This is a genomic window from Rhizobium sp. ERR 942, assembly GCF_007828395.1.
GTDB lineage: Bacteria > Pseudomonadota > Alphaproteobacteria > Rhizobiales > Rhizobiaceae > Rhizobium > Rhizobium dioscoreae.
Genome location: NZ_VIUA01000004.1, coordinates 354178 through 375829, shown reverse-complemented (window position 1 = coordinate 375829; position 21652 = coordinate 354178). Strand labels below are relative to the sequence as shown.

Below are 21652 nucleotides of genomic sequence, written 5' to 3'. Positions count from 1 at the left end.
TTTCCGTATGCTGTGGAAGTGGTCTTAGAGGCGGGCGCCGTCAGCGCCGAAGAGGGAGGCCTTGGCGATATCGAGGCCGGGCGTGATCGCCGCACCCGGCTGGAGCGCGGCATCTCCCATGACGCGGTAGGAGAGGCTTCGGCCCGCCCAGTCGAACCACAGCACGGTATCGGCGCCCATCGGCTCGACGACCGAGACAGTGCCCGGAAGGGTAGGCCAACCCACGTCCGCGCCATTCGGCGCGATATGCTCCGGCCGGATGCCAAGCGTGGCGGGACCTGCCTTGACGGCGCTGAGGAAAGGGTAGCCGGCGAGGGGGATCGCAAGTCCGTTGCTTTCGAAGACCGGCGCGTCCGCCTTCGAAATGATCTCGCCCTCGATGAAGTTCATCGCCGGCGCCCCTATGAAGCCGGCGACGAAGAGATTGGCCGGGCGATGGTAGATCTCGGAAGGGCTGGCGAGCTGCTGGATCACGCCGTCCTTCATGATGGCGATGCGATCGGCAAGCGTCAGCGCCTCGACCTGATCATGCGTGACATAGATCATCGTGTTGCCGAGGCTCTGATGCAGCTTCTTGATCTCGACGCGCAGCTCGTTGCGCAGCTTGGCGTCGAGATTGGATAGCGGTTCGTCGAACAGGAAAACATTGACCTCACGCACAAGGGCGCGGCCGATCGCGACGCGCTGGCGCTGGCCGCCCGATAATTCCGAGGGTCGGCGGTCGAGCAGTTTGTCGAGGTGGAGAAGCGACGTCGTGCGGGCGATGCGCGCCTCGATCTCGGCCTTGGGAAGACCCGCCACGCGCAGGCCGAAGGAGAGATTCTTGCGCACCGACATGCGGGGATAGAGCGCATAGGATTGGAAGACCATGCCGATGCCGCGATCCTTCGGCTCGGCCCAGGTGACATTCTTGTCCGAGATCCAGATCTCGCCGTCGCGGATGTCTTGCAGGCCGGCGATCGAGTTGAGCAGGGTCGACTTTCCGCAGCCGGAAGGGCCGAGCAGCACGAGAAATTCGCGCGGAGCGATGTCGATCGACAGCTTGTCGATGACGGTGTGATCACCATAGGCGATCTTGAGATCCTTGACCGAGACGGCAGGCTGCATGGCATTACCCCTTGACGGCGCCGGCGGCGACACCACGCAGGAACCAGCGGCCGGAGAAGAAATAGATGGCGAGCGGGACGACGGCGGTCAGAATGGTGGCAGCCATGTTCACATTGTAGGCGCGCTCGCCCATGGTGGTGTTGACGATGTTGTTGAGCTGCACCGTCATCGGCAGGTTGTCGCGTCCGGCGAAGACCAGGCCGATCAGGAAGTCGTTCCAGATTCCGGTGAACTGGAAGATCGAGGCGACGACGATCATCGGCACCGACATGGGCAGCATGATCTCGATGAAGATCCGCCAGAAGCCGGCGCCGTCGACGCGAGCCGCTTTGCAGAGCTCCTCGGGAATGGCGACGAAATAGTTGCGAAACAGCAGCGTCACCAGCGGCAGGCCGAAGATCACGTGGACGAGGACCACGCCTGCCACTGAGTTATAAAGGCTGAGGTTGGCGAGCAGCCGCACCAGCGGATAGAGGAAGATCTGGTAGGGGATGAGGCCGCCGGCCATCAGAAGGCCGAATAGCAGGTTCGAGCCCCTCGGCCGCCAGAAGGACAGGGCATAACCGTTGATCGCGCCAATGAAGACGGAAATCGCGACTGCCGGCACCGTGATCCTGACCGAATTCCAGAAGCCGATGCGCACACCCAGACATTGGGTGCCCATGCAGGCTCCCGACCACGCTCTCTTCCAGGCGGTGAAATCGATGGTATCGGGGAAGGCGAAGATGCGACCCTGGCGGATCTCTTCCATCGTCTTTAGCGAGGTGACGAGCATCGTATAAAGCGGCAGCAGGAAGAAGAGCGCGGACAGGATGAGGAAGGCATAGAGCCCGATCTGGCCTGCCGTGAGCCGTGATGGCTTGGGACCACGGGGATGAAGAGCCGCCATCAATGTGCTCCCCTTCTTCTGGCGCGCATATGGAGCGCGTAGCGAAACGGAGCGACGGCCATGACGACCGAAAGCACGAGCACGGTGGCGCCGGCGCTCGCAAGGCCGAGGTTTTGGCGTTCGAAGAGATTATCCATGATGAATTTTGCCGGCACCTCGGTCGAATAGCCGGGGCCCCCACCAGTCTGCGCGACGATGAGGTCATAGGTCTTGATCACGCCCATGGAGAGCAGCATGCCCGATGCGGCAAGCGCCGGCCCAAGCTGCGGCAGGATGATCGAGGCATAGATGCGCCAGACCGGAATGCCATCGATCTGGGCGGCTTTCCATTGCTCCTCGCCAATCCCGCGCATGCCTGACAGTGCGATGACCATGACGAGACCGGCTCCCTGCCAGACACCGGCGAAGACCACCGTATAGATCGCCATGTCGCGATTGACGATCCAGTCGAAGACGAAGCTCTGCCAGCCGAGCGCCCTGACGGTCGCCTGAATGCCGAAGGTCGGGTTCAGCATCCACTGCCAGATGAGGCCGGTAACCACGAAGGACATGGCATAGGGGTAGAGGAAGATGGTGCGAAAGAGGCTTTCGAAACGAACCTTGCGATCGAGGGCCGCGGCGAGCACGAAGCCGAGAACAAGGCAGCCGGCGACGTAGAGAACGCCGAAGATCAGCACGTTTTCCAGGGATGCGAGCCATCGCGATGTCCGGAACAGCTTGGCATATTGGGCAAAGCCGACATAGTTGGACGAGGGGAAAATGGTCGAATCCGTAAAGGACAGGCGCACCGACCAGACCATGGTGCCGATATAGACGACGATCGCGGCAATCCATGTCGGCAGCAGGGCAAAGGTCGCAGCAAGGGGACGTCTGCGCTTGGTTTGCATAGGCAAACTTTCTCGAAAGGATGGGCGGTGCCGATCGACCGGAATTCGAGGATCGGCTCGCTGGAAGGCTATTCGAAGATCGCGAAGAACTTCTCCGCGCCCGAGGCGCTGTCCTCGGACGGATTGGTCCAGAACTCGTCAACGAAGTCGTTGAGTGCGCCGGCCTGCTGCGGCGAAAGGATCAGCGCCTGATCCGGCACGATCTTGCCGGCTCTCATCAGCTCAAGGCCTTTTTGCGCGCAGGTATCGAGCTTGGACTTGTCGACGTCGGTGCGCATCGGCACCGAGCCCTTCTTCAGCGAGAATTCGACCTGCACGGTCGGATCCATGGCGACCTCCGCAAGCAGGGTCTGGCCCTTTTGCGCGGCCGCATCGGCGATCTTTGGGAAGGAGAAGGAATCGGCGACGTAGACCATGCCCGGCGATTGCGGCACGAGCATGCAGCCATAATCCTTGCCCAGTTCCTTGCCGGCTGCAACGAATTCACCCTTGGCCCAATCGCCCATGAATTGCACGCCCGCCTTGCCGGTGATGACCATGGCGGTCGCGTCGTTCCAGTTGCGGCCCGCAGCCCCCTCGTCGACATAGGCGCGAAGCTTGCCGAGAATATCGAGCGTCTTCTTCACGCCCTCGACGGATGTATCGCCCTTGTCCTTGTTTGCATAGATCTTGAGGAAGCCGTCGATGCCGACCTGGGTCAGCAGGATCATGTTGAAGACCTTGGATTCCTGCCAGGATTGGCCGCCCCAGGCGACGGGCTGAATGCCGGCTGCCTTGAGCTTATCGAGTGCCGAGAAGAATTCATCCCAGCTCTTCGGCTCGCCGGTGAGGCCAGCCTTGGCGAAGGCATCCTTGGAATAGAACACCCAGCTCTCGCCATGGGCGCCGGTCGGGGAGAGGTAGACCTTGCCGTTATAGGTGATGAGATCGTAGATCGATTTCGGCAGGACGTCGGCCCATTTGCCGGCTTTCGCCACATCGTCGATCGGGTTCATAAGCCCCTGATTGACGAAATCGGCATTGGCAAGGCCGAGCACGGCCTGTTTTGCGATCGGCGGATCGCCGGCGACCAGACGGTTCTGGAAAGCGGCATCGGCCGCGCCGAAACCGGCGATGGAAGAGTCTTTCCAGGTGCCGCCGCGCTTTTCGAACTCCTGCTTGACGACGCTGAGGGCGGCGGCTTCGCTGCCTGATGTCCAGGAGGTCATCACCTCGGCCTGCGGCTTGTCTTCCGCATGGGCAGGAATGGAAGCCGTAACGAGCGCGGCTCCCATCAGTAGCATTTTCACTATGTCTTTCATCGTTCCACCTCTTCAGGAAAGCCCTCTTGGCGGGGCTATTCGTTTTCGGATCGTTGGTATCAGCGATAAATCGGCGAGAGCGCCTGTCTGACCAGCGTCAGGCCGTTGGCGATATCGCCGACCGGATCGGGCGCGGCATCCAGCTCGAGTATCGCCCAGCCTTCATAGCCGCGGTCGCGCAGCAGCCTGGCCCAGCCCGGCCAGTCGACCCGGCCGAGACCGAAGCCGCAGAAATAGGGGCGATGGCGATCATGGATATGCTCGTCGATGACCGTATCGGCCGGCATCGGGCCAAGCGCATCCTTCCAATGGGCGATGATGACGCGCTCATGGTGACGATCGACAAGCTGCAGCGGATCGGAGCCGGCAACGATGATATGCGCCGTATCCGGGCACATATGCACGTAGGCGGGATCGGTCAGCAGCATCAGCAGATCGACGTCGCGCGCTGCCGCGAAAATCGAATGCGCCTCGGTGTGGAGAGCGAGCCGCACACCCTTGGCGTAGAGAGCGGCGCCGAGGCGATTGAGGAAATCGGCAATCTTGCGCGCCTGCTCGAAATCGAAGAACCGTACCGGCTGAGCGCCGAGCGTCTGGCGAAGCGGCGCGCCGATGACCATGATATCGCTGCCGCATGCCTTGAGGAATTCGGCATATTTTTCTGCCTTACCGATGATGGCGGCCTGGGCGGAGGCCTCGGTGAAATCGCCGGCGGCTTCGAGTTCCGCGAAGAAGCCGCTCGCAAGCGTCAGGCCACGCCTGGAAAGCTCTGCGGCGAAGTTCTCGACCGAACCATAGGTCTTCGTCGCATCCTGCCAGTTGAAGGGCGAGAAGGTCAGTTCCACGCCGGTGACGCCGGAGGCTTGCACGGCATCCAGTATCTTGTCCCAGAAGGCGCGTGGCTCATTGCGCGATAGCGCGATGATGCCGTCATAATCCCCTACGCCCCAAAATCCGGGGTGGAAAAAGGTGACGAGATCGACACCAAAACGCAGCCGTTCCGTAGACGTCATGAGATTATCCGTTCTTAAGACATGGAAGATCGCTCGCGGAACCACGATCCACGGCAAATAATCCATAATGATTTCAATGCACTGCAAGTGGCAAACGTTTGCCGTGCCTAGATAGTAGACAAGTCGTTTTTATATGCAAGCGATTTTTGGCAAACGTTTGCTAAATGATAAGCTTTGCCGTAGCATCCCGCGCGACAGGCATTGGGGAGGACGCCAAAAAGTGAAGAATAACAAGGATCTGCCAGCAGAAGAGCATTCCGGCCCTTTGATGGCCGACGTCGCTCGGCTGGCAGGCGTCGCGATCTCGACGGTGAGCCGGGCGCTTGCCAATCCCGGTCGCGTCAACGAGAAGACCCGCGCCAAGATCGATGCCGCCGCCAAGCAGCTCGGCTATACGCCCAATGCCATGGCGAGGGGGCTTCGTGTCGGCAAGTCCAACGTCGTCATGATCATTCTGCCGGGCTCGCTTTATTACGGTGTCTCGCAGGTCATCCCCCTGGTCCTGCACGGTATAAACCGATCGTTGGGCCAGAACGGCTATCACCTGATGATTGCCAACCTTGATCGCGATGAGGCTTCCGAGCGCCATATCCTCGATCTGGCTTTCGGCGGCACGGTGCGTGGCGCCATCATTCTCTCCTCGGATCTGCCGGTCCATGGCGGTCGGTCACTGAAGGATTCGGCCCTGCCGATCGTCTCGCTTTTGTTCGATATGAGCCACGCGGCCCTGCCGAGCGTCGTGACCAATGATCGGCAGGCCGTTCGCGAGGCCACGGCCGAATTGCTTGCTCTCGGCCACCGGCGTTTCCTTTATCTTGCCGGCCCGGAGGGCAATTATCACGACAGAGAACGCTATCTGGGCGCCGTTGAAGCGCTTGCCGCCGCGGGTCTGCCGGAGACCGCGATCGTCAGGTCCGGCGGCAGCCTCGACTATCAGCATGGTTTCCAGATCGGCGTCGCCGCGGCGGCGGAATTTGCTGATCTCATCTTGAAGCCGACGGCCGTCATTGCCACGAGCGACGACATGGCGATTTCCTTCATGAGTTGCGTTCAACGCATGGGCTGGAAAATTCCGACAGATCTTTCAATCGTATCCTTCGACGGCGCTCCGGTCTGCGAATATTCGCTGCCGCCATTATCGACCATCGAACAGCCGGTGGAGGAAATGGGCCAGATGGCCGTGAGCTTGCTGATGGAGCGGATCGATGCGCCGGATAAGGCAACGGCCCTGCGTCATGTCATCGAAAGCAAGTTCATTCGGCGCGAGAGCTTTGGTCCGGCGCCGTCAAATGGTTAGGAACGGCATTGCATCGCTATCATCGGTGCCTCCATCCCGTCCAAGCGACGAACGGAACAGTCTCGGCGTCGTTCCGGTCCGCCGTTTGAAGATGTCGTAGAACCGGCTGCTGGACCCGAAGCCGCAGTCATAGGCGACCTGAAGGATCGGGCTGTTGGTTTCTGCAAGCTGCTGCATCGCCCGGGCCAGGCGATAGCGCGTCAGATATTCGTTGACGGAGATGCCCAATACGCTGCGGAATAGCTTGTTGGCCGTGCTGGGATGGATGCCGGCGAGCCCTGCCAGCATTGGCAGGCTTACCGGTTCGCAATAACGGGTATGAATAAGGTCCGTCAATGTTTCGGTGCGCTGCACGGCGATGCTGACGGCCGGTACCGAGCGCCGTCGGGCGTAGTCATGGTTGTCGTCGGGAGCATCGAGAACGAAACGCCGTATTCTGAGCTTGACCTCGTCGAGGATCAGCCGACGCCGAGCCATGTCGCCATGCTCCCAATCGGCCACCCATTGCGCCAGGAGCATCGCGTCGGCGGGGTAGGGGCGGCTGTCGGCCGAAAACCGTCCCTGCATGATCGACTGCCGCACGCTACGCTCGATCGGCAAACTCAGGAAATCGACGAGCGGAAGATAGATGCAGATGAGTGGCGCACCAGGGGTGACCGCAATCGTCCTATGCGGAATGGCGGCCCAGAACAGCACCAGTCGCCCCGCTTCGACCTGCTCCTGCCTCCCATTGAAGATATAGGTCATCTGCCCTTCCATGAGGAAGTTCAGCTCGACATGGTCGTGCCAATGCGCGGCGCTCATGGCATCGGCGATGTGCCGCTCGATCAGAAAGCCGCCGGCGGATGTGATGAGAGCTTCGCGCTCGACGGAATGGCTGGGTTTCGGCATGGGACCTATCTGGTGGCGCGAATCCGGGAATAATTTCATTGATAGCAGGAGGAAATTCCGAATTGAAAGAGGCATTGAGGCTCAAAGCTATTCCAAGCGGAGATCCCTTCATGCCAAAGATCTGCCTGATCGGTGCCGGCAGCACCGTCTTTGCCCAGAATATTCTGGGCGACGTCCTTTCCAGTCAGACGGGTGGCGATTACGTCATCAGCCTCTTCGACATCGATCCGGAGCGCCTGAAAACATCCGAAATCGTTGCCCGCCGGCTCTGCGAGGCGCTTCATCTCGACAAGGTGCGCGTCGAGGCGTCGCTCGATCGCCGACAAGCGCTGAAAGGTTCGGATTTCGTCATCCTGATGATGCAGGTCGGCGGCTATAAGCCGGCCACGGTGACTGACTTCGAGATCCCGAAACGGCATGGTCTCCGGCAGACCATAGCCGATACGCTCGGGATCGGTGGTATTTTCCGCGGGCTTCGCACCATTCCTGTTCTCGAAGAAATCTGCCGTGACATGGAAGACATGTGCCCCGACGCCCTGCTGATGCAGTACGTCAACCCGATGGCGATCAATTGCTGGGCGATCAAGGAGATCGCGCCCCACATCCGCACCGTCGGGCTTTGCCACAGCGTGCAGCACACGGCCGCCCATCTTGCCGATTGCCTCGGCGAGAATGTCGCCGATATCAACTATCTCTCGGCCGGCATCAACCATGTCGCCTTCTTTCTCAAATATGAAAAGCTGCACGTCGACGGCAGCCGCGAGGACCTCTATCCGCGTCTGCGCGCTCTCGCCGAAGAAGGACGCATTCCAGCTGACGATCGGGTACGTTTCGACGTTCTAAAAAGACTTGGCTACTTCGTCACGGAATCGAGCGAGCATTTCTCGGAATATACATCCTGGTATATCAAGGAAGGCCGTAGCGATCTGATAGAGCGGCTCAATATTCCCCTGGATGAATATATCCGCCGTTGCGAGGTCCAGATCGCCGACTGGCACGAGTTGCGTCGCGACCTTGAAGGCGGCAAGCCGATCGATGTCTGCCGGAGCAACGAATACGCGGCCGGCATCATTCATGCGGCAGTCACCGGGCAGCCCGCGCTGATCTACGGAAATGTCCCGAACAATGGACTGATCCAAAATCTGCCTGACGAGTGTATTGTCGAAGTTCCATGCCATGTCGATCACAACGGCATTCAGCCGATGCGCATCGGGCGGATACCTTCGCAGCTCGCCGCCGTCATGCGCTTAAGCGTTTCCGTGCAGGAGCTGACGGTCGAAGCGGCAGTGACGAAGAAGCGAGATCGCATCTATCAGGCGGCCCTACTTGATCCGCACACCTCGGCGGAACTGTCACCCGATCAAATATGGACGCTTGTCGACGATATGATCGAGCAGCACGGCAGTCTTTTGCCCGCCTACCACTAGCCCATCACGTCTTCAGCGAAGGTAATTCCCAAGCGCGGTCTCCTCAATAGAGGAGGCCGCGCGTTTGCATTTTTTGGTCTGAGGTGATCACAGGATTAAATCAAAAAAGATCAAAAGTCTGATTGACATTGATCTTATTGGGTGGAAGTTTGAGCGAAATAGAAGCAATTGCGAAAGAGGAACCTTCGTTGAGCCAGGCCGGTGGGGTGAAAGTCGATCGTCTCGATGCTATTCGCAGTCATCTCTATGCGAACGGATTTTCGACCATCCAGGCGCTCGCGGACGCCATCGGCGCGTCCCTGGCAACGGTGCGCAGGGACCTGCAGGTCCTCGAACGGGAAGGCGCCATCGACCGGGTGCATGGCGGCGCTCGCATCGCCGAGGGCTCCTCGGTGGAGCTTGCCTTTCAGGAGCGCGCCAAGCGGCATTTGTCGGCCAAACGTGCAATTGCAACAGCTGCCTACGATTTGCTGAGCCCGCGCACGGCGATCTTTCTCGACGCCGGAACCACCGTCTTGCAGCTCGCGCGTCTTATCCGCCTCAACCCGATCCCACTTCGCATCTTCACCAATGGCCTGACGGTGGCGCAGGAATTCCTTAATATTCCCAATCTGGACGTCGTCTTGCTCGGTGGCCAGCTTCGCAGCGAAAATGCTTCGCTCGTCGGGCCGCAGGCCGAAGCGATGCTTGAGAGCATCTGGTTCGATCAGCTCTTTCTCGGCGCGAGCGCCATCAGCCCGGATGGCGCGATCTATAGTGTCGACAGCGCCGAAGCGAGCCTCAATAAATGCATGCTCAGCCGCTCGGCGCACCGTTTCGTGCTCGCCGATTCCTCCAAATTCGGCACGATGGCGACCTATAAGGTCGCTCCCCTGAGTGCCGCCAAGGTGATAACCGATGCGGGTCTTTCCGCCCATTGGCGCGGCGAACTCGTCAACCTCGGCGTCGAGATGACAATCGCGGACCTCGGAGCGCCGGAATGAGCGACGAGCTGATCCTCGGCATCGATGGCGGCGGCAGCAAGGTGCTGGTCGCGCTCGCTGATAGAGCCGGCAACGTACTCCAGATGACGCGGAGCGGCGGCGTCAATCCGATGGACAATCCGAATTGGCGGCGCGAACTGGATCTTGCCCTGCGCCCCTTCCTGGAGCGGGAGCAGCCGGCCGCCGTCGCCGCCGCGCTGCCGGCCTATGGTGAGGTCGCCCACCTGTCGGAACGGCAGCGCGAGGCGATCGAGACCAGCTTCCCCAAGGCCAAGCGGCATATTCTCAACGATGTCGACGCGGCTCATATCGGCGCCTTCGCCGGAAAGCCTGGTATTCTGATCCTGTCCGGAACGGGTTCCATGGCCTGGGCACGTAACAGTGCTGGCGCATCTGCGCGCGTCGGCGGATGGGGCGATGTCATCGGCGACGAGGGCAGCAGCTATTGGATCGGGCGGGCAGCTCTCAGCCTCGTCAGTCAGAGTCTCGACGGGCGGGCAGGTCCGACCACGCTGGCGAAGGCCATGTTCGAATTCCTGAGCCTCGACAGCATCGACCCGGTCAATGCGCTGGGAGGATGGGTGAGCGAACTCGAAAACCCTCGCGCCGAGATCGCTGCCCTCTCAGTTCTCGTCGATCGCGTTGCGCGCGCTGGTGACGCAGCAGCCAAACGACTGATCGAACAGGCCGCCTCCGAACTGGCAAAGCATGTCGACGCCATAGCGCCGCATTGCGATCCGTCGGCAGACTGGACCCATGCCGGCGGAACATTTGCAAGCCGCGCCCTGCTAGCCGCGCTCGAGCGGCGCATCGGTCGCCCGGCCGTGAGCCCGAAGCTTCCTCCCATCGGCGGCGCCCTCCTGGCGGCCGCCCGACTCCTCGACTGGCCGGTGGATGACGGCTGGATCACGCAAATCGCCGCAACGGTAAAGACCGCAGCGGTGCATTCAGGTGAAGCAGACCTCAATAACAAGGAAAGAAGGGAACATGCGTAAATTTACTTTGCCATTCCTCGCTCTGGCGGCGCTCGTTGCCGCCGTACCGGCTCTCGCTCAGGATGCGAAACCGCTCGCAGGCCAATCGATCACAGTGCTGATGCCTTCGCCGCAGGCGCCGAACATTCCCGGCGACTTCGAAGCCGAGACCGGCATTCACGTCAATATGCAGACACTCTCGTGGGACGATATCCGCCCCAAGCTCGTCACCTCACTGATCGCGGGAACAGCGCCGGCCGATGTCACGGAATTCGATTGGTCATGGACCGGCCAGTTCAGCGCCGCGGACTGGTATCTGCCGCTCAACGACGTGATCGACGCCGATACGGTCAAGGATATCGGTGTCTCCAAGATCTTCACGGTCAACGGCAATCTGCTCGGCGTGCCCTATACCAACGACTTCCGCGTCATGCTGATCAACAAGAAGCATTTCGCCGACGCGGGCATCACGACAATGCCGAGGACACTCGACGAGCTTGTCGCCGCCGCCAAGCAGATCAAGGAAAAGAAGATCGCGACCTATCCGATCGGCCTGCCGCTTTCGGCGACCGAAGGCGCGTCGACCAGCTGGTATCTGCTGACGAAAGCCTTCGGCGGCGAACTGTTCGACAAGGATTTCAAGCCGCTTTTTGTCTCGAAGGATTCGGCCGGCTACAAGGCACTCGCTTTCGAGCTGATGCTGCTGAAGGAGGGGCTCGTCGATCCGGCGTCTACCGGCCTCAAGGACAGCCAGATCAATGAGAGCATGTTTGCCCAGGGCGTCACGAGCATCATGATCTCGGGCGAGCCGGGCAGGATCGGTCAGATGAACGATCCCAAGCAGTCGAAAGTGGCCGGTCAGATCGAGGCGATCCTGGTGCCGACGGCAAGCGGCGAGACCCGCAGCTTCGGCCTTCCCGAAGCACTCGCGATTCCCCGCGTTTCACAAAATAGGGACGCCGCCATCGCCTTCGTCAAATGGTTCACCAGCAAGGACTTCCAGAAGAAGAACGCGGCCAATGGCGCATTGCCGACCCGCACCTCGGCATTGTCCGAGCTCAACGCCGCCGGCCAGCTGCTGAGTGGCGATACGCTGGTCGCGCAATCGAAGACCGTCGAGCCGCTGTTCCCGCAGGGTACGCCTCCTTGGTATCCGGAATTCTCCAGCGCGGTAAATACAGCCATCAATAGCGCGGCGAAGGGCCAGGTCACCGTCGATCAGGCCATGCAGAACATCGCCGAAGCGGCAAAGCAGGCATCGGCGCAATGACAATCGCAGTCTCTGCCGATGGCAGGAGCAGGCGTGGTGCCGGCGTCAAGGCCGACACCATGCTGGGTATCCTGCTTGTCTCGCCGATCCTGATCACGATGGCGGCCCTTGTTTTCTACCCGATCGGAAGAACGGTGTGGGACAGCCTGCACAGGGTCAATCCGATGCAGGCGGGAACACCTTTCGTCGGGCTGGAGAACTACACCCGCATGTTCTCCGACGCGGCGCTTGGTACGACATGGATCAACACATTTCTCTATGTCGTGCTTGCGGTCATCGCTGAAACGGTGTTCGGCGTGCTGGCTGCCGCTCTCATCAATCAGGTCAAGGTTGGACGGCAATGGCTGCTCGCGGCTGTCGTCCTGCCCTGGGCGTTGCCCGGTGTCGTCAACGCGGTGATCTGGCTCTGGATCTATCAGCCCGGCGCGGGATTGCTGAATGGCATTCTATCGGCCGTGGGGTTGCCATTTGAAAACCACGTCTGGTTCAACGATCGCACCAGCGCCATCATCGCCGTCACGGTGGTTCACGTCTGGCGCATGATGCCCCTCACCGTCGTCATCGTGCTGGCCGCCATGCAGAGCATTCCCGCTCATCTCTATGAGGCCGCGCGCATCGATGGTGCAACGCGCACGCAGATGTTCGCCTTGGTCACGCTTCCGCTGGTGCGCAGCGCCATTGCCGTTGCCATGACCAACGCGACCGTCAATGCATTCAACCTCTTCGATGAGGCCTGGGTCTTGGCGGGTTCCAGCCTCGAGACGCGACCGGTTCTCGTCCAGATCTATCTCGAGACCTTCCAGAACCTGCGTTTCTCTTACGGCATGGCCTTGTCTCTCGTGATCACGTTGGTCTCGCTGCTGGTTTCGCTCGTCTATGTCCTGCGGGTCTATCGCAACACCAGGTTTGATTGATGAAACAGAGCCTTTCCTATCGTTTGCTGATCTGGGCCGGTGTCGCGGTTCTCCTGATCTGGTCGCTCGGGCCGATCTACTGGACGCTTGCAAGCTCCATCACTCCGACCGAGGACTTTTCGGCTAGACCGATCCATTTCTTTCCGCAGCATTTCACGCTGGACCATTTCTCGCGCCTCTTCGGCATCGATATTGCCAGGATCGGCGGAGTTCAGGTCTGGTCGCAGTTTCGCGCGGCACTGATCAACAGCATCGTCACCTCGGTGGCCGCGACGCTTCTTTGCGTGGCGATATCGGCCCTCGGCGCCTATGCCTTCACGCGGATCCAGTTTCCTGGTCGTGGTTTTTTGTTTGCAGCTGTGGTCGCGACACTGGCAATCCCCGGCTACGCGGTGCTGATCCCACTTTACCGGATCATGATCAGCCTTCATTTGGTCGACACCTATGTCGGCGTGGCATTGATCTATGTGTCGGCCTATCTGCCTTTGTCCCTGTGGTTGCTGCGCAGCGTCTTCGAGGCATTGCCGATCGCGCTTGAGGAGGCGGCACAGCTCGATGGCGCGGGCAGGCTCTACATCTTCTTCAACATCGTCCTGCCGCTTGCCGGTCCCGGCCTGACGGCGGCGGCCATCCTAACCTTTCTTGGCGCATGGGGGCAGTATCTCGTCCCGCTCATCTTCTCGCCGCAGGCGACGAAGCCCCTGACGGTGCTGATCCCGGAATTCGTCACCAAGAACTTCATCGACTATGGGCTGATCACGGCAAGCGGATCGATCGCCATCATCATTCCCGCCCTGGTCGTCATCTTTCTCAATCGATACCTCGTCAGCGGTCTGCTGGCAGGATCGGTCAAGTAAATCGGAGCTGATATGAATACGACGGAAAAGGTGATCTTCGAACAATTCCCTTATTGGGAAAAGGCGATCGGACCGGTCTCCGCCCCGCATGATGCCGAACTGACGGTTTTTCTGGGCTGCGGCACATCCTACAATCTTGCTTTATCGCTTGCGGCTCACGCCAATCTTGCCGGCTATCCGGCGATTGCCGTACCGGGTGCGGAATGGCTGAACCGGCCAGCCGCCGTCTGGCCACGCTGGCGGAAGGCCCATCTGGTGGCCCTTTCGCGCAGCGGCGAAACGACGGAAACCGTTGCCGCCGCCAAGGCAAGCCGCAAGGCCGGCGTTTTCGTCACCGCCATAACGGTCGAGCCCGAAAGCTCGCTTGCCAAGAACTGCGACCGGCTGATCGAAGCGGCGACCCACGGCGATGAGGGCATCGTCATGACGGTTTCGGCGAGCCTGATGCTGCTTCTGGGCATGCAGATGGTCGGCATGGAGATCCCGCCATCGATCGCCCAATCGGCACGCCGCCTGGCTGATCAGCTCGACGCGGCTCTTCCGAAGATCATCAAAGGTCGCTCGCATTTCGTCTTCCTCGGCAGCGGATCGCTCTACGGCATTGCCTTGGAGGGGGCGCTGAAGCTGATGGAAATGAGCCAGATCGTCACCCAGGGCTTCCATCCGCTCGAATACCGCCATGGTCCGATCAGCCTCGTCGATGAAAATACCGCTGTTGTCATGCTTTACAGCGCCGATCAGAAGGTCGCGGAAGCCCTGCTGATCGAGGAGTTGCGGCAAAAGGGAGCGACTGTCATCGGCTTTGGCGGTCCAGGCGATCTGGAACTGACTGTCGATTGCGATCCGGCACTCGTGAGCCTCTACGTGCTGCCGGCTCTGCAGATCCTTGGAGAAAGGGCAGCACAGTCGAAGGGTGTCGATACGGTATCGCCCCGTCATCTGACCAAGGTTGTGATGCTCGGATGAACGCCTCCTTCGAGCACAATCGCGGCATCGCGCTGAAGAAGCTTCTCGGCGATCGCGTCAAGACACTGCCGCACGGCATCACCTCCGTTTGCTCCGCGCATCCGCTCGTTATCGAGGCGGCGCTCAAGCGTGCGGCTTCGGAAGGGGCGGTCGCGCTGATCGAAGCGACCTGCAATCAGGTCAATCAGGACGGCGGCTATACCGGGATGACACCCCGCGATTTCCGCCGTTTCGTCGAGGAAATCGCCGTCGCGGTCGGCCTTCCCATCGATCGCCTCATCCTGGGCGGCGACCATCTTGGGCCGAACCCGTGGAGGAAGCTTCCCGCGGAGGAAGCAATGGCGAAGGCCGAAGCGATGATTGCCACCTATATCGAGGCGGGCTTCGAAAAGATCCATCTCGATACCTCGATGGGCTGCGCGGGCGAGCCCGTCGCCTTGGCCGACGAACTGACGGCGGAGCGTGCCGCGCGGCTCGCCCGCGTGGCGGAAGAGGCCGCTCGTCGCTCCGGCCTCCGACCACCGGTCTATATTATCGGAACCGAGGTCCCGCCGCCGGGCGGCGCCACCCACGCCCTCGACGAGCTTGAGGTGACGCGAGCAGAGGCGGCGATAAACACGCTGGCGGTGCATCGTGCCGCCTTCGCCAAAGCCGGTGTCGAAAGCGCCCTGGAGCGGGTGATCGCCATCGTCGTCCAGCCCGGCGTCGAGTTCGGCAATGCCAATGTCGTCCTTTACAGACCCGATCGCGCGGATGGCTTGATTGGCGCTCTCGACCAAATGCCCGGCTTGCTCTTTGAGGCGCATTCCACGGACTATCAGCCCCGGGACGCGCTCGCCGCCCTCGTGCAGGGCGGTTTTGCGATCCTCAAGGTCGGCCCGGGCCTGACCTTTGCCTTGCGGGAGGCGCTCTATGGCCTCGATGCCATCGCATCGGTTCTCGCCGGAAGGGCTCCGCCTGATGCGATCTATACGACAATGGAGGCCCTCATGCTCGAAAATCCAGGTCATTGGAATTCCCATTATGGGGGCTCGACCGAGGAACAGCGCCTGCAGCGCCATTTCAGCTATAGCGATCGCATCCGCTACTATTGGCCGAACGAGAAGGCGGCCGCGGCAGTCGAGACCCTGTTCGCGCGCTTCGAAGGCGATATTCCGGAAACGCTCATCAGCCAGTATCTCGGCCGGGTCTATCCGGCAGTGGTCGCAAGGAGGGTTCCGCCTCGGGCGCGCGATCTCTGCATCGCCGCTATCGATGCGGCCCTGGAACCCTATTCCGCGGCCACGCTCGCATAGTCGCCCTAGCGCGCTTTCCGGCCATGGCGGTCGGCAAAGGCGTTGGCGATCAGACACACGCTTTTCTAACTGGAGATCATAATGGCATCGGTCAGCGTGACGAGTGTCCGCAAGAGCTACGGTCACTTCGAAGTTCTGCATGGAGTGGATATCGATATCGAGGATGGCGAATTCGTCATTCTTGTCGGCCCTTCGGGCTGCGGAAAATCGACGCTTCTTCGCATGATCGCCGGACTGGAGGAGATCAGTGGCGGTGAGGTCGCGATCGGCGGTCGGGTGGTCAACGATGTCGAAGCCAAGAGCCGCGACATCGCCATGGTGTTCCAATCCTACGCGCTTTATCCGCATATGACCGTCGCGGCGAACATGGGCTTTTCGCTTCGGCTGGCCAAGGCGCCGAAGGAAGAGATCCGGCAGCGCGTGCGCGATGCGGCGCAGATCCTCGGCTTGGAAAACCTGCTCGAGCGCTATCCGCGCAATCTGTCCGGCGGTCAGCGCCAACGCGTTGCCATGGGCCGCGCGATCGTGCGTCAGCCACAGGTATTTCTCTTCGACGAACCGCTGTCCAATCTGGACGCCAAGCTGCGCGTGCAGATGCGCTCGGAAATCAAGCAACTACACCAACGTTTACGCACGACCACGATCTACGTCACCCATGACCAGATCGAAGCCATGACGATGGCGGACCGGATCGTCGTCATGCGCGACGGCTATGTCGAGCAGATCGGCTCGCCTCTGGAACTGTACGACCGACCCGCCAACCTGTTCGTTGCTGGCTTCATCGGCTCCCCGGGGATGAATCTCATTCGCGGCAAGATCAGCAGCGCTGGCCCGCTGGAATTCCTCGCCGATGGCGGAGCGCGCCTTCCATTGCCCGCAGGGCTCGACGTCAAGCGTGGCGCGGAGGTTGTCTACGGCATGCGGCCCGAAAACATTGCCATGGGCGAGGGCGGCATCGATGCGGAAGTCGTGGTGGTGGAGCCGACCGGAGCGGAGACCCTGATTGTTTGCCGTATCGGGTCCGACGATCTCGTCATAGCGCTGCGCGAGCGGGTGGCCACGCAGGCTGGCGGCCGTCTTTCGTTGATACCTGATCTTGGAAGGCTGCATCTTTTCGACGCGGCGACCGGCCGGCGGCTGGAGTAAGCTCATTCGCCATTGCTCGCCGCCACCGGCCTGAAGATCGGTTGCATCGCGGCATCCGAGGACAGGTAATACAAGTCGGTAGCGGGAAGACCTTGGTTTCAGTCGGCAGCCAGCCAGGCTTTGATCCCTATGAGGCTATGAAACTCGTCGACCGCACGTACTCTTTTCCCGGGTAGCGCAAGAGCTGCCATCTCCGCCAGGGCTCGACCCGGCCCCAGTTCGAGGATCGTCGTCACGCCACGTTCGGCCATGGCTTCGATCACGCCTGCCCAATCGATCCTTTCGGCCAGTTGCCGCGCAAGCCCTCCGCGGGCGCGTTGCGGATCGACGACAATCGTGGCACTGGTGGCGGTCATGAGGCGCAGCGCCGGGCGGTTGACAGCTGCCGAGGCAAGGGCTTTATCAAACGGTGCCACCGCACCGGCGAGCCGCGGTGTATGGGAGGCGACATGCACTGGCATCGGCGCGGCGCGTGCCGCGCCTTCTTCAAGCGCGGCGGTGCATAGCGCATCGATCGATTGTCTGGCGCCGCCGAGGATGAACAGGAGATCGGGGTTCACGATGGCGATTGCGCAGCCGAAACGATCGGCAAGCTCCCGCACCGCCGCCATTGGCAAACCACGCACATAGCCAAGTCCGTCATCTGGGCCGCCGGCGGCGTCCATTTCCCGCGCCCGCTGATCGACCAGCCTCAAAGTGTCCATGGGTGACCAGATCCCAGCCACCCCCCACGCCGCCATTTCACCGACGCTGTAGCCAGCCACCATTGTTTCGCTTGGCGCTCCGGCCGGAAAAAGGACGCGAGCAATCGCAAGCGCACGTATCACGCACAGGATCTGACCTTCGCGGTTCGCATGCAACGCGGCTTCGGGTGCGGTCCGGCAGAAGTCCGTTGGATGCGCCCCAAGCACCGCGGCCGCGGCCTCGAAGATGAGCTGCGCGTCGGGTTCCGCTGCCAGCAGCCGGAACATTTCCCGGCTCTGGTGGCCTTGGCCCGAACACAGCAGCGCGAGGGTCACGATTCCAACACCTCGGTAAACAATGCCATCGCAAGGAGATCGGCGCAACCGCCCGGGCTGAGGTTGCGCGCCACGAACGCCTCGTGAACGGCCTTGGCATCCCATCGCCAACTCGCGCGTCCGACCCCGCCGTCCGCCAGGAAGGCGCTGGTCTTGTCACGCGCGAAATTCAACCCTTCCGGGCCGGCACGATAAAGCAGATTGCTGTCGTCGACCACCGCGATCAGGGCCATGCAGGCATGAACCCTCGCGGCTTCCTCGTTACCCATGGCCAGGCGCCGCCCTTCGGCAAGCGCGGGGCGGGCGACATCGTAGACGGATGGCATGCCGGCGGCAGCCTCGGCCCGCGCGCCGCCGACCTGGTAGCGTCGCGCCACCACGCTGCCGTGAGTGTCGTGCTCCGGCGCATGGTTAAGGATGTCACGTCCCCAACGCTGTGCGACAAGGGTGCCGAGCGGCGCCTGCCAGGCGCGGTTCGCCGCCAGGCCGGCCGCCGCCGCCAGAAGGCCAAGGCCGAAGATGGCGCCGCGATGGGTGTTTACTCCGCCGGTCGCATCCCTCATTGCCTTTTCCGCCTCAATGCCGATTTGCCGCAGGCGATCCATGCCGGCGTTCATCGCGCCCGCCTCCGCAAGCGCGACGAAGAACGGCTCCAGCGTCCGAGCGCTCAGGCGCAGAAGATCCGCGTCCATGTCGGCGTGAGCGCCGTTGTCGATGTGGCTGACCAATCCGGGCTTGGGCCAGGTTTCCACCTCCAGGACGAGCGCTTGGGCGGCATGCCGTCCAATCAGCGCGGGATCGCGATGCTTGACGGCGACGGGACATGGTTCGGTCAGCAATGGAAACGTCATGCGAAGAGCGCCTCCCGCGCAATAAGGGCCGATCCAGTATGGGATTTAACCAGGAGTTCCGGGTTTTCCGACAGCCATTCCCGCCACTGAACGGCCGTGCCGTAGGGCGTGATCAATTCCGCGTCGATCCGCATGGGCGCGTGTTCGGCAACATCGGTCAGTAAAGCCGTCACTCGCCTTGCATCTGCGTCCGAGCGACACTCGACCAGAAGATCGAGATCGGAAGTATCGGCCAGATAGGAAAGGCCGGTCAGGTATTGCCAAGCCAGACTTCCGAAACAGCGACAAGAGGGGGCTGCCTCCAGAAGCGCGCCAATGGCCTGACACCATTGCGCCGGCGCCGCGGGTAGCGCATCCCTCAATAGAGGAGGAGCTGCCGTCTGCATGACGGCAGCTGGCGGGCATGCGAGAGCGAGCCGTTTTCGCCCCATGCCTGGAGGAAGGGGCAGCCCCAAGGGTATGATATCCGTCGCGTCGCCGCTGGTCCGACGACGGAAGATTGCCGGTCGTCCCAATTCCGCCCATGCCAGCAGATCGGGCTCCATTTCGCCCTGGACTCGGCCCTGCAGCAAGCCCAGCCATGCTTCGGAGCGCACATAGACAAGATCGTGACGGCGGAGGGCGGCGACATCAACCATGGAGCAAAGCCAGCCGTTCTATTTCGGCCGCGATCATGGCGGCCTTCGGCCGACCGCCGCGATCCGCGCCCCATTGCGCGCGCGGATCGCGCGAAATGGGCTTGGCGAGAAGCGCGGCGAGCTGGGCGTTCAAGGAGGACGCCGGATCCCACACTTCCGCTATGGCGCCGGTTGCGAGAAGATTATCGAGGCCGGGCGCGAAGACGGGCGTTGTCGCCGCCTTTTCTTTCAGCGTGGCAAGCGGCAGCTTGGTTACCCGGGCCATGGATGGCAGGTCCATGACTTCGGGCCAGGCGGTGGGCAGGGCTGCCAGCGATCCGCAAGCCAGCGCGGTGGCAATGAAGGCGCCGGCAGCACTGCCGCCATAGAGAAGGCCGACCGTACGGTGTCCCGCATGCTCAGCTTGCCACAGCGCCTTTGCCAAATGCGCCAGCGCCTCGCTGAGACCCAGCAGTTCGTCACGCCGGCTCATGCGTTGACTGCCGGAGTCGACCAGGAATAACAGGGGTGAACTGTCCGGCCGCCGGGCGACTGACAGGATACGCCCGGCCAGCGCTATCGCTTCATCGACGCCCGGATAGGTCTTGTCGGCAATGCCGATCAGGTCGATCCGGTTTTGTCGGTCCAACCGCCCCCAGCCGGTAACAAGCCCATCCGCCAGGGTTATCTCGTGGCCGGCGGGAAAGAGTGAGGACAGGATGTCAGCGAGCTGCATCGGCGCTCTCCCGATGGATATTGGCCGTGGTGAGGAAAGTCCCGATGTCCCGCTCCGGTATTTGCCCGGAGTCCTCGATCTGCAGCCGCGCCCATATCTCGGTAGCATCATGGGCATCGCCGAATTGGCGCAATCGATGTTCGAGCCGCGTCTGTTCCGCTTGCAGTACCGTCGGGTCTAAAGTGGCCGGCCGTTGCAGCGCGGCAATCGCACCGGCGCGGAAGGCGGCGATATCGTCCTCGACGAAGATATCGGCTCCGCCGATCAGGTAGCGATGCTTGCCGCCCATGGTTCGCCAGACGAGCGCCCGATCCCGCGAGTCGAATTCTTCCACGCCCCTGTTCGTCTCGATGACCTCCGGCCCGGACACGGATAGGCGACCCTGCTCGGAGATGATGAGCGCCGAGCAGCAGCCGGCGATCAGGCTGCCGCCGCCATAGCAGCCCGCCCGGCCGCCAAGAAGACCGATGACGCGCGCGCCCTCGGATCGCGCCTCCAGCACGGCGCGCATGATCTCGGAGATTGCCAATTCACCGGCATTGGCTTCTTGGAGGCGCACGCCGCCCGTGTCGAAGAGAATGACGATATCCCGCCGCATCTTAGCCGAGGCATGCAGCAGGCCAGTCAGCTTGGCGCCGTGCACCTCGCCAATGGCACCGCCCATGAAGCGCCCTTCCTGGGCGGCTACTAGTACCGGGCGACCGTCGATGCGGCCGGCTCCGACGATGATGCCATCGTCGAACTGCCGGGGCAAATCGAAGAGTGAGAGGTGAGGGCTCGTCTCCCGCCGTTCCGGGCCTAGGAATTCGGTGAAGCTGCCGGCATCGAGCAGATGCAGCAGCCGGCCACGGGCGGAGTCTTCATACCAGCTTCGGCGCGGCGTGCGAGGATCGGTCATTCTGGCTTCTCCATCAGCCGCACACCCTGGGCGAGGCGCAGCGCCACCATATCCGGCCGGGCGCCGCCGTCATTGATCGTGATGCGCAGGCCGCCGGCGGCGGAGCGTGCCGCGAAATCTTCGGTAACCGCTGCCCACAGCTCGGCGAAACCATGGGCCGGCGTCGCGATCTCGATGACGCAAAGGTCCGGCGCCTCTCGCCGTTCAAGCAATACTTCGAGGTTGCCCGACGCGACGACGCCCACCAGGGCGAGGGCGCGGGTCCCGCCAGTCTGCGTCGATTTCAATTCGTAAAGCAGATTTTCCATAGGGAT

22 protein-coding genes are annotated in these 21652 nt (G+C 61.7%); 10 read left to right on the top strand and 12 right to left on the bottom strand.

Going from position 1 to position 21652, the window contains the following annotated elements; genetic code table 11:
* Positions 1 to 24 precede the first annotated feature (24 nt).
* From FBZ97_RS18640 to FBZ97_RS18620, 5 genes are all read right to left on the bottom strand, one after another.
* Complete coding sequence (locus tag FBZ97_RS18640) at positions 25 to 1107, bottom strand: ATP-binding cassette domain-containing protein (RefSeq protein ID WP_113420695.1); 1083 nt, start codon at positions 1105 to 1107, stop codon at positions 25 to 27.
* Between the two features lie 4 nt (positions 1108 to 1111).
* Positions 1112 to 1996 carry a carbohydrate ABC transporter permease gene (locus tag FBZ97_RS18635; RefSeq protein WP_145321282.1) on the bottom strand — a complete coding sequence of 295 codons (885 nt, stop codon included), beginning with the start codon at positions 1994 to 1996 and terminating at the stop codon, positions 1112 to 1114.
* Positions 1996 to 2883 carry a sugar ABC transporter permease gene (locus FBZ97_RS18630; RefSeq protein WP_113420697.1) on the bottom strand — a complete coding sequence of 296 codons (888 nt, stop codon included), beginning with the start codon at positions 2881 to 2883 and terminating at the stop codon, positions 1996 to 1998. The genes FBZ97_RS18635 and FBZ97_RS18630 overlap by 1 nt, the downstream gene beginning before the upstream one ends.
* A gap of 68 nt (positions 2884 to 2951) precedes the next feature.
* Positions 2952 to 4184, bottom strand: a complete 1233-nt coding sequence (locus FBZ97_RS18625; RefSeq protein WP_113420698.1) for an ABC transporter substrate-binding protein — start codon at positions 4182 to 4184, stop codon at positions 2952 to 2954.
* A 59-nt stretch (positions 4185 to 4243) separates the two neighbouring features.
* A complete protein-coding gene (locus FBZ97_RS18620) occupies positions 4244 to 5197 on the bottom strand; it encodes a sugar phosphate isomerase/epimerase (protein WP_113420878.1) in 954 nt (317 codons plus the stop codon).
* A 220-nt stretch (positions 5198 to 5417) separates the two neighbouring features.
* On the opposite strand from FBZ97_RS18620, the gene FBZ97_RS18615 reads away from it, so the two are divergent.
* A complete protein-coding gene (locus FBZ97_RS18615; protein WP_113353377.1) occupies positions 5418 to 6494 on the top strand; it encodes a LacI family DNA-binding transcriptional regulator in 1077 nt (358 codons plus the stop codon).
* Here FBZ97_RS18615 and FBZ97_RS18610 read toward each other — a convergent pair.
* Positions 6483 to 7385, bottom strand: a complete 903-nt coding sequence (locus tag FBZ97_RS18610) for a helix-turn-helix domain-containing protein (RefSeq protein WP_113353376.1) — start codon at positions 7383 to 7385, stop codon at positions 6483 to 6485. The two genes, FBZ97_RS18615 and FBZ97_RS18610, sit on opposite strands and share 12 nt — an antisense overlap.
* A 110-nt stretch (positions 7386 to 7495) precedes the next feature.
* Between FBZ97_RS18610 and FBZ97_RS18605 the strand changes: the two genes are divergently transcribed.
* The 9 genes from FBZ97_RS18605 to ugpC all read left to right on the top strand — a co-directional run bounded on the left by FBZ97_RS18605 (position 7496) and on the right by ugpC (position 17217).
* The gene (locus FBZ97_RS18605) at positions 7496 to 8812 is read left to right on the top strand and encodes an alpha-glucosidase/alpha-galactosidase (RefSeq protein WP_113353375.1); all 1317 of its coding nucleotides are present in this window, start codon (positions 7496 to 7498) and stop codon (positions 8810 to 8812) included.
* A 188-nt stretch (positions 8813 to 9000) separates the two neighbouring features.
* A complete protein-coding gene (locus FBZ97_RS18600) occupies positions 9001 to 9795 on the top strand; it encodes a DeoR/GlpR family DNA-binding transcription regulator (protein ID WP_113331763.1) in 795 nt (264 codons plus the stop codon).
* Positions 9792 to 10790 carry a BadF/BadG/BcrA/BcrD ATPase family protein gene (locus FBZ97_RS18595; RefSeq protein WP_145321284.1) on the top strand — a complete coding sequence of 333 codons (999 nt, stop codon included), beginning with the start codon at positions 9792 to 9794 and terminating at the stop codon, positions 10788 to 10790. The genes FBZ97_RS18600 and FBZ97_RS18595 overlap by 4 nt, the downstream gene beginning before the upstream one ends.
* On the top strand, positions 10783 to 12039 hold the full coding sequence (locus FBZ97_RS18590) for a sugar ABC transporter substrate-binding protein (RefSeq protein WP_145321287.1): 1257 nt from the start codon (positions 10783 to 10785) through the stop codon (positions 12037 to 12039). Before FBZ97_RS18595 ends, FBZ97_RS18590 begins: the two co-directional genes overlap by 8 nt.
* The gene (locus tag FBZ97_RS18585) at positions 12036 to 12953 is read left to right on the top strand and encodes a sugar ABC transporter permease (RefSeq protein WP_145321289.1); all 918 of its coding nucleotides are present in this window, start codon (positions 12036 to 12038) and stop codon (positions 12951 to 12953) included. The genes FBZ97_RS18590 and FBZ97_RS18585 overlap by 4 nt, the downstream gene beginning before the upstream one ends.
* Entirely contained in the window at positions 12953 to 13810 is an 858-nt protein-coding gene (locus FBZ97_RS18580) for a carbohydrate ABC transporter permease (protein WP_095438757.1), read from the top strand. Before FBZ97_RS18585 ends, FBZ97_RS18580 begins: the two co-directional genes overlap by 1 nt.
* Before the next feature lie 12 nt (positions 13811 to 13822).
* On the top strand, positions 13823 to 14776 hold the full coding sequence (locus FBZ97_RS18575) for an SIS domain-containing protein (RefSeq protein WP_145321291.1): 954 nt from the start codon (positions 13823 to 13825) through the stop codon (positions 14774 to 14776).
* Positions 14773 to 16071 carry a D-tagatose-bisphosphate aldolase, class II, non-catalytic subunit gene (locus FBZ97_RS18570; RefSeq protein ID WP_145321293.1) on the top strand — a complete coding sequence of 433 codons (1299 nt, stop codon included), beginning with the start codon at positions 14773 to 14775 and terminating at the stop codon, positions 16069 to 16071. Before FBZ97_RS18575 ends, FBZ97_RS18570 begins: the two co-directional genes overlap by 4 nt.
* Before the next feature lie 81 nt (positions 16072 to 16152).
* Entirely contained in the window at positions 16153 to 17217 is a 1065-nt protein-coding gene (ugpC, locus tag FBZ97_RS18565) for a sn-glycerol-3-phosphate ABC transporter ATP-binding protein UgpC (RefSeq protein WP_113420705.1), read from the top strand.
* Between the two features lie 98 nt (positions 17218 to 17315).
* Here the strand turns inward: ugpC and FBZ97_RS18560 are convergent, their stop codons facing one another.
* Genes FBZ97_RS18560 through mdcC form a run of 6 tightly spaced genes read right to left on the bottom strand, consistent with a single transcriptional unit; the run spans position 17316 to position 21646 of the window.
* Positions 17316 to 18236, bottom strand: a complete 921-nt coding sequence (locus tag FBZ97_RS18560) for an acyltransferase domain-containing protein (protein ID WP_145321295.1) — start codon at positions 18234 to 18236, stop codon at positions 17316 to 17318.
* Positions 18233 to 19087: a triphosphoribosyl-dephospho-CoA synthase MdcB gene (mdcB, locus tag FBZ97_RS18555; protein WP_145321297.1), complete on the bottom strand. Its 855-nt coding sequence runs from the start codon at positions 19085 to 19087 to the stop codon at positions 18233 to 18235. Before mdcB ends, FBZ97_RS18560 begins: the two co-directional genes overlap by 4 nt.
* A complete protein-coding gene (gene mdcG / locus FBZ97_RS18550; RefSeq protein WP_145321299.1) occupies positions 19084 to 19725 on the bottom strand; it encodes a malonate decarboxylase holo-[acyl-carrier-protein] synthase in 642 nt (213 codons plus the stop codon). The genes mdcB and mdcG overlap by 4 nt, the downstream gene beginning before the upstream one ends.
* Positions 19718 to 20440, bottom strand: coding sequence for a biotin-independent malonate decarboxylase subunit gamma (locus FBZ97_RS18545; RefSeq protein ID WP_145321301.1), 723 nt, complete (start codon positions 20438 to 20440; stop codon positions 19718 to 19720). Before FBZ97_RS18545 ends, mdcG begins: the two co-directional genes overlap by 8 nt.
* Complete coding sequence (locus FBZ97_RS18540; RefSeq protein ID WP_145321303.1) at positions 20427 to 21338, bottom strand: biotin-independent malonate decarboxylase subunit beta; 912 nt, start codon at positions 21336 to 21338, stop codon at positions 20427 to 20429. Before FBZ97_RS18540 ends, FBZ97_RS18545 begins: the two co-directional genes overlap by 14 nt.
* A complete protein-coding gene (mdcC, locus tag FBZ97_RS18535; RefSeq protein ID WP_113353361.1) occupies positions 21335 to 21646 on the bottom strand; it encodes a malonate decarboxylase acyl carrier protein in 312 nt (103 codons plus the stop codon). Before mdcC ends, FBZ97_RS18540 begins: the two co-directional genes overlap by 4 nt.
* Positions 21647 to 21652: the final 6 nt, after the last annotated feature.

Excerpts from the sequence above, each read along its gene's own strand:
- FBZ97_RS18540 (WP_145321303.1), bottom strand. The coding sequence starts at position 21,338 with ATGACCGATCCTCGCACGCCGCGCCGAAGCTGGTATGAAGACTCCGCC.
- FBZ97_RS18545 (WP_145321301.1), bottom strand. The coding sequence starts at position 20,440 with ATGCAGCTCGCTGACATCCTGTCCTCACTCTTTCCCGCCGGCCACGAG.
- FBZ97_RS18570 (WP_145321293.1), top strand. The coding sequence starts at position 14,773 with ATGAACGCCTCCTTCGAGCACAATCGCGGCATCGCGCTGAAGAAGCTT.
- FBZ97_RS18630 (WP_113420697.1), bottom strand. The coding sequence starts at position 2,883 with ATGCAAACCAAGCGCAGACGTCCCCTTGCTGCGACCTTTGCCCTGCTG.
- FBZ97_RS18625 (WP_113420698.1), bottom strand. The coding sequence starts at position 4,184 with ATGAAAGACATAGTGAAAATGCTACTGATGGGAGCCGCGCTCGTTACG.
- FBZ97_RS18635 (WP_145321282.1), bottom strand. The coding sequence starts at position 1,996 with ATGGCGGCTCTTCATCCCCGTGGTCCCAAGCCATCACGGCTCACGGCA.
- mdcB (WP_145321297.1), bottom strand. The coding sequence starts at position 19,087 with ATGACGTTTCCATTGCTGACCGAACCATGTCCCGTCGCCGTCAAGCAT.
- FBZ97_RS18585 (WP_145321289.1), top strand. The coding sequence starts at position 12,036 with ATGACAATCGCAGTCTCTGCCGATGGCAGGAGCAGGCGTGGTGCCGGC.
- FBZ97_RS18575 (WP_145321291.1), top strand. The coding sequence starts at position 13,823 with ATGAATACGACGGAAAAGGTGATCTTCGAACAATTCCCTTATTGGGAA.
- FBZ97_RS18595 (WP_145321284.1), top strand. The coding sequence starts at position 9,792 with ATGAGCGACGAGCTGATCCTCGGCATCGATGGCGGCGGCAGCAAGGTG.
- FBZ97_RS18590 (WP_145321287.1), top strand. The coding sequence starts at position 10,783 with ATGCGTAAATTTACTTTGCCATTCCTCGCTCTGGCGGCGCTCGTTGCC.
- FBZ97_RS18610 (WP_113353376.1), bottom strand. The coding sequence starts at position 7,385 with ATGCCGAAACCCAGCCATTCCGTCGAGCGCGAAGCTCTCATCACATCC.
- mdcC (WP_113353361.1), bottom strand. The coding sequence starts at position 21,646 with ATGGAAAATCTGCTTTACGAATTGAAATCGACGCAGACTGGCGGGACC.
- ugpC (WP_113420705.1), top strand. The coding sequence starts at position 16,153 with ATGGCATCGGTCAGCGTGACGAGTGTCCGCAAGAGCTACGGTCACTTC.
- FBZ97_RS18620 (WP_113420878.1), bottom strand. The coding sequence starts at position 5,197 with ATGACGTCTACGGAACGGCTGCGTTTTGGTGTCGATCTCGTCACCTTT.
- mdcG (WP_145321299.1), bottom strand. The coding sequence starts at position 19,725 with ATGGTTGATGTCGCCGCCCTCCGCCGTCACGATCTTGTCTATGTGCGC.
- FBZ97_RS18580 (WP_095438757.1), top strand. The coding sequence starts at position 12,953 with ATGAAACAGAGCCTTTCCTATCGTTTGCTGATCTGGGCCGGTGTCGCG.
- FBZ97_RS18605 (WP_113353375.1), top strand. The coding sequence starts at position 7,496 with ATGCCAAAGATCTGCCTGATCGGTGCCGGCAGCACCGTCTTTGCCCAG.
- FBZ97_RS18640 (WP_113420695.1), bottom strand. The coding sequence starts at position 1,107 with ATGCAGCCTGCCGTCTCGGTCAAGGATCTCAAGATCGCCTATGGTGAT.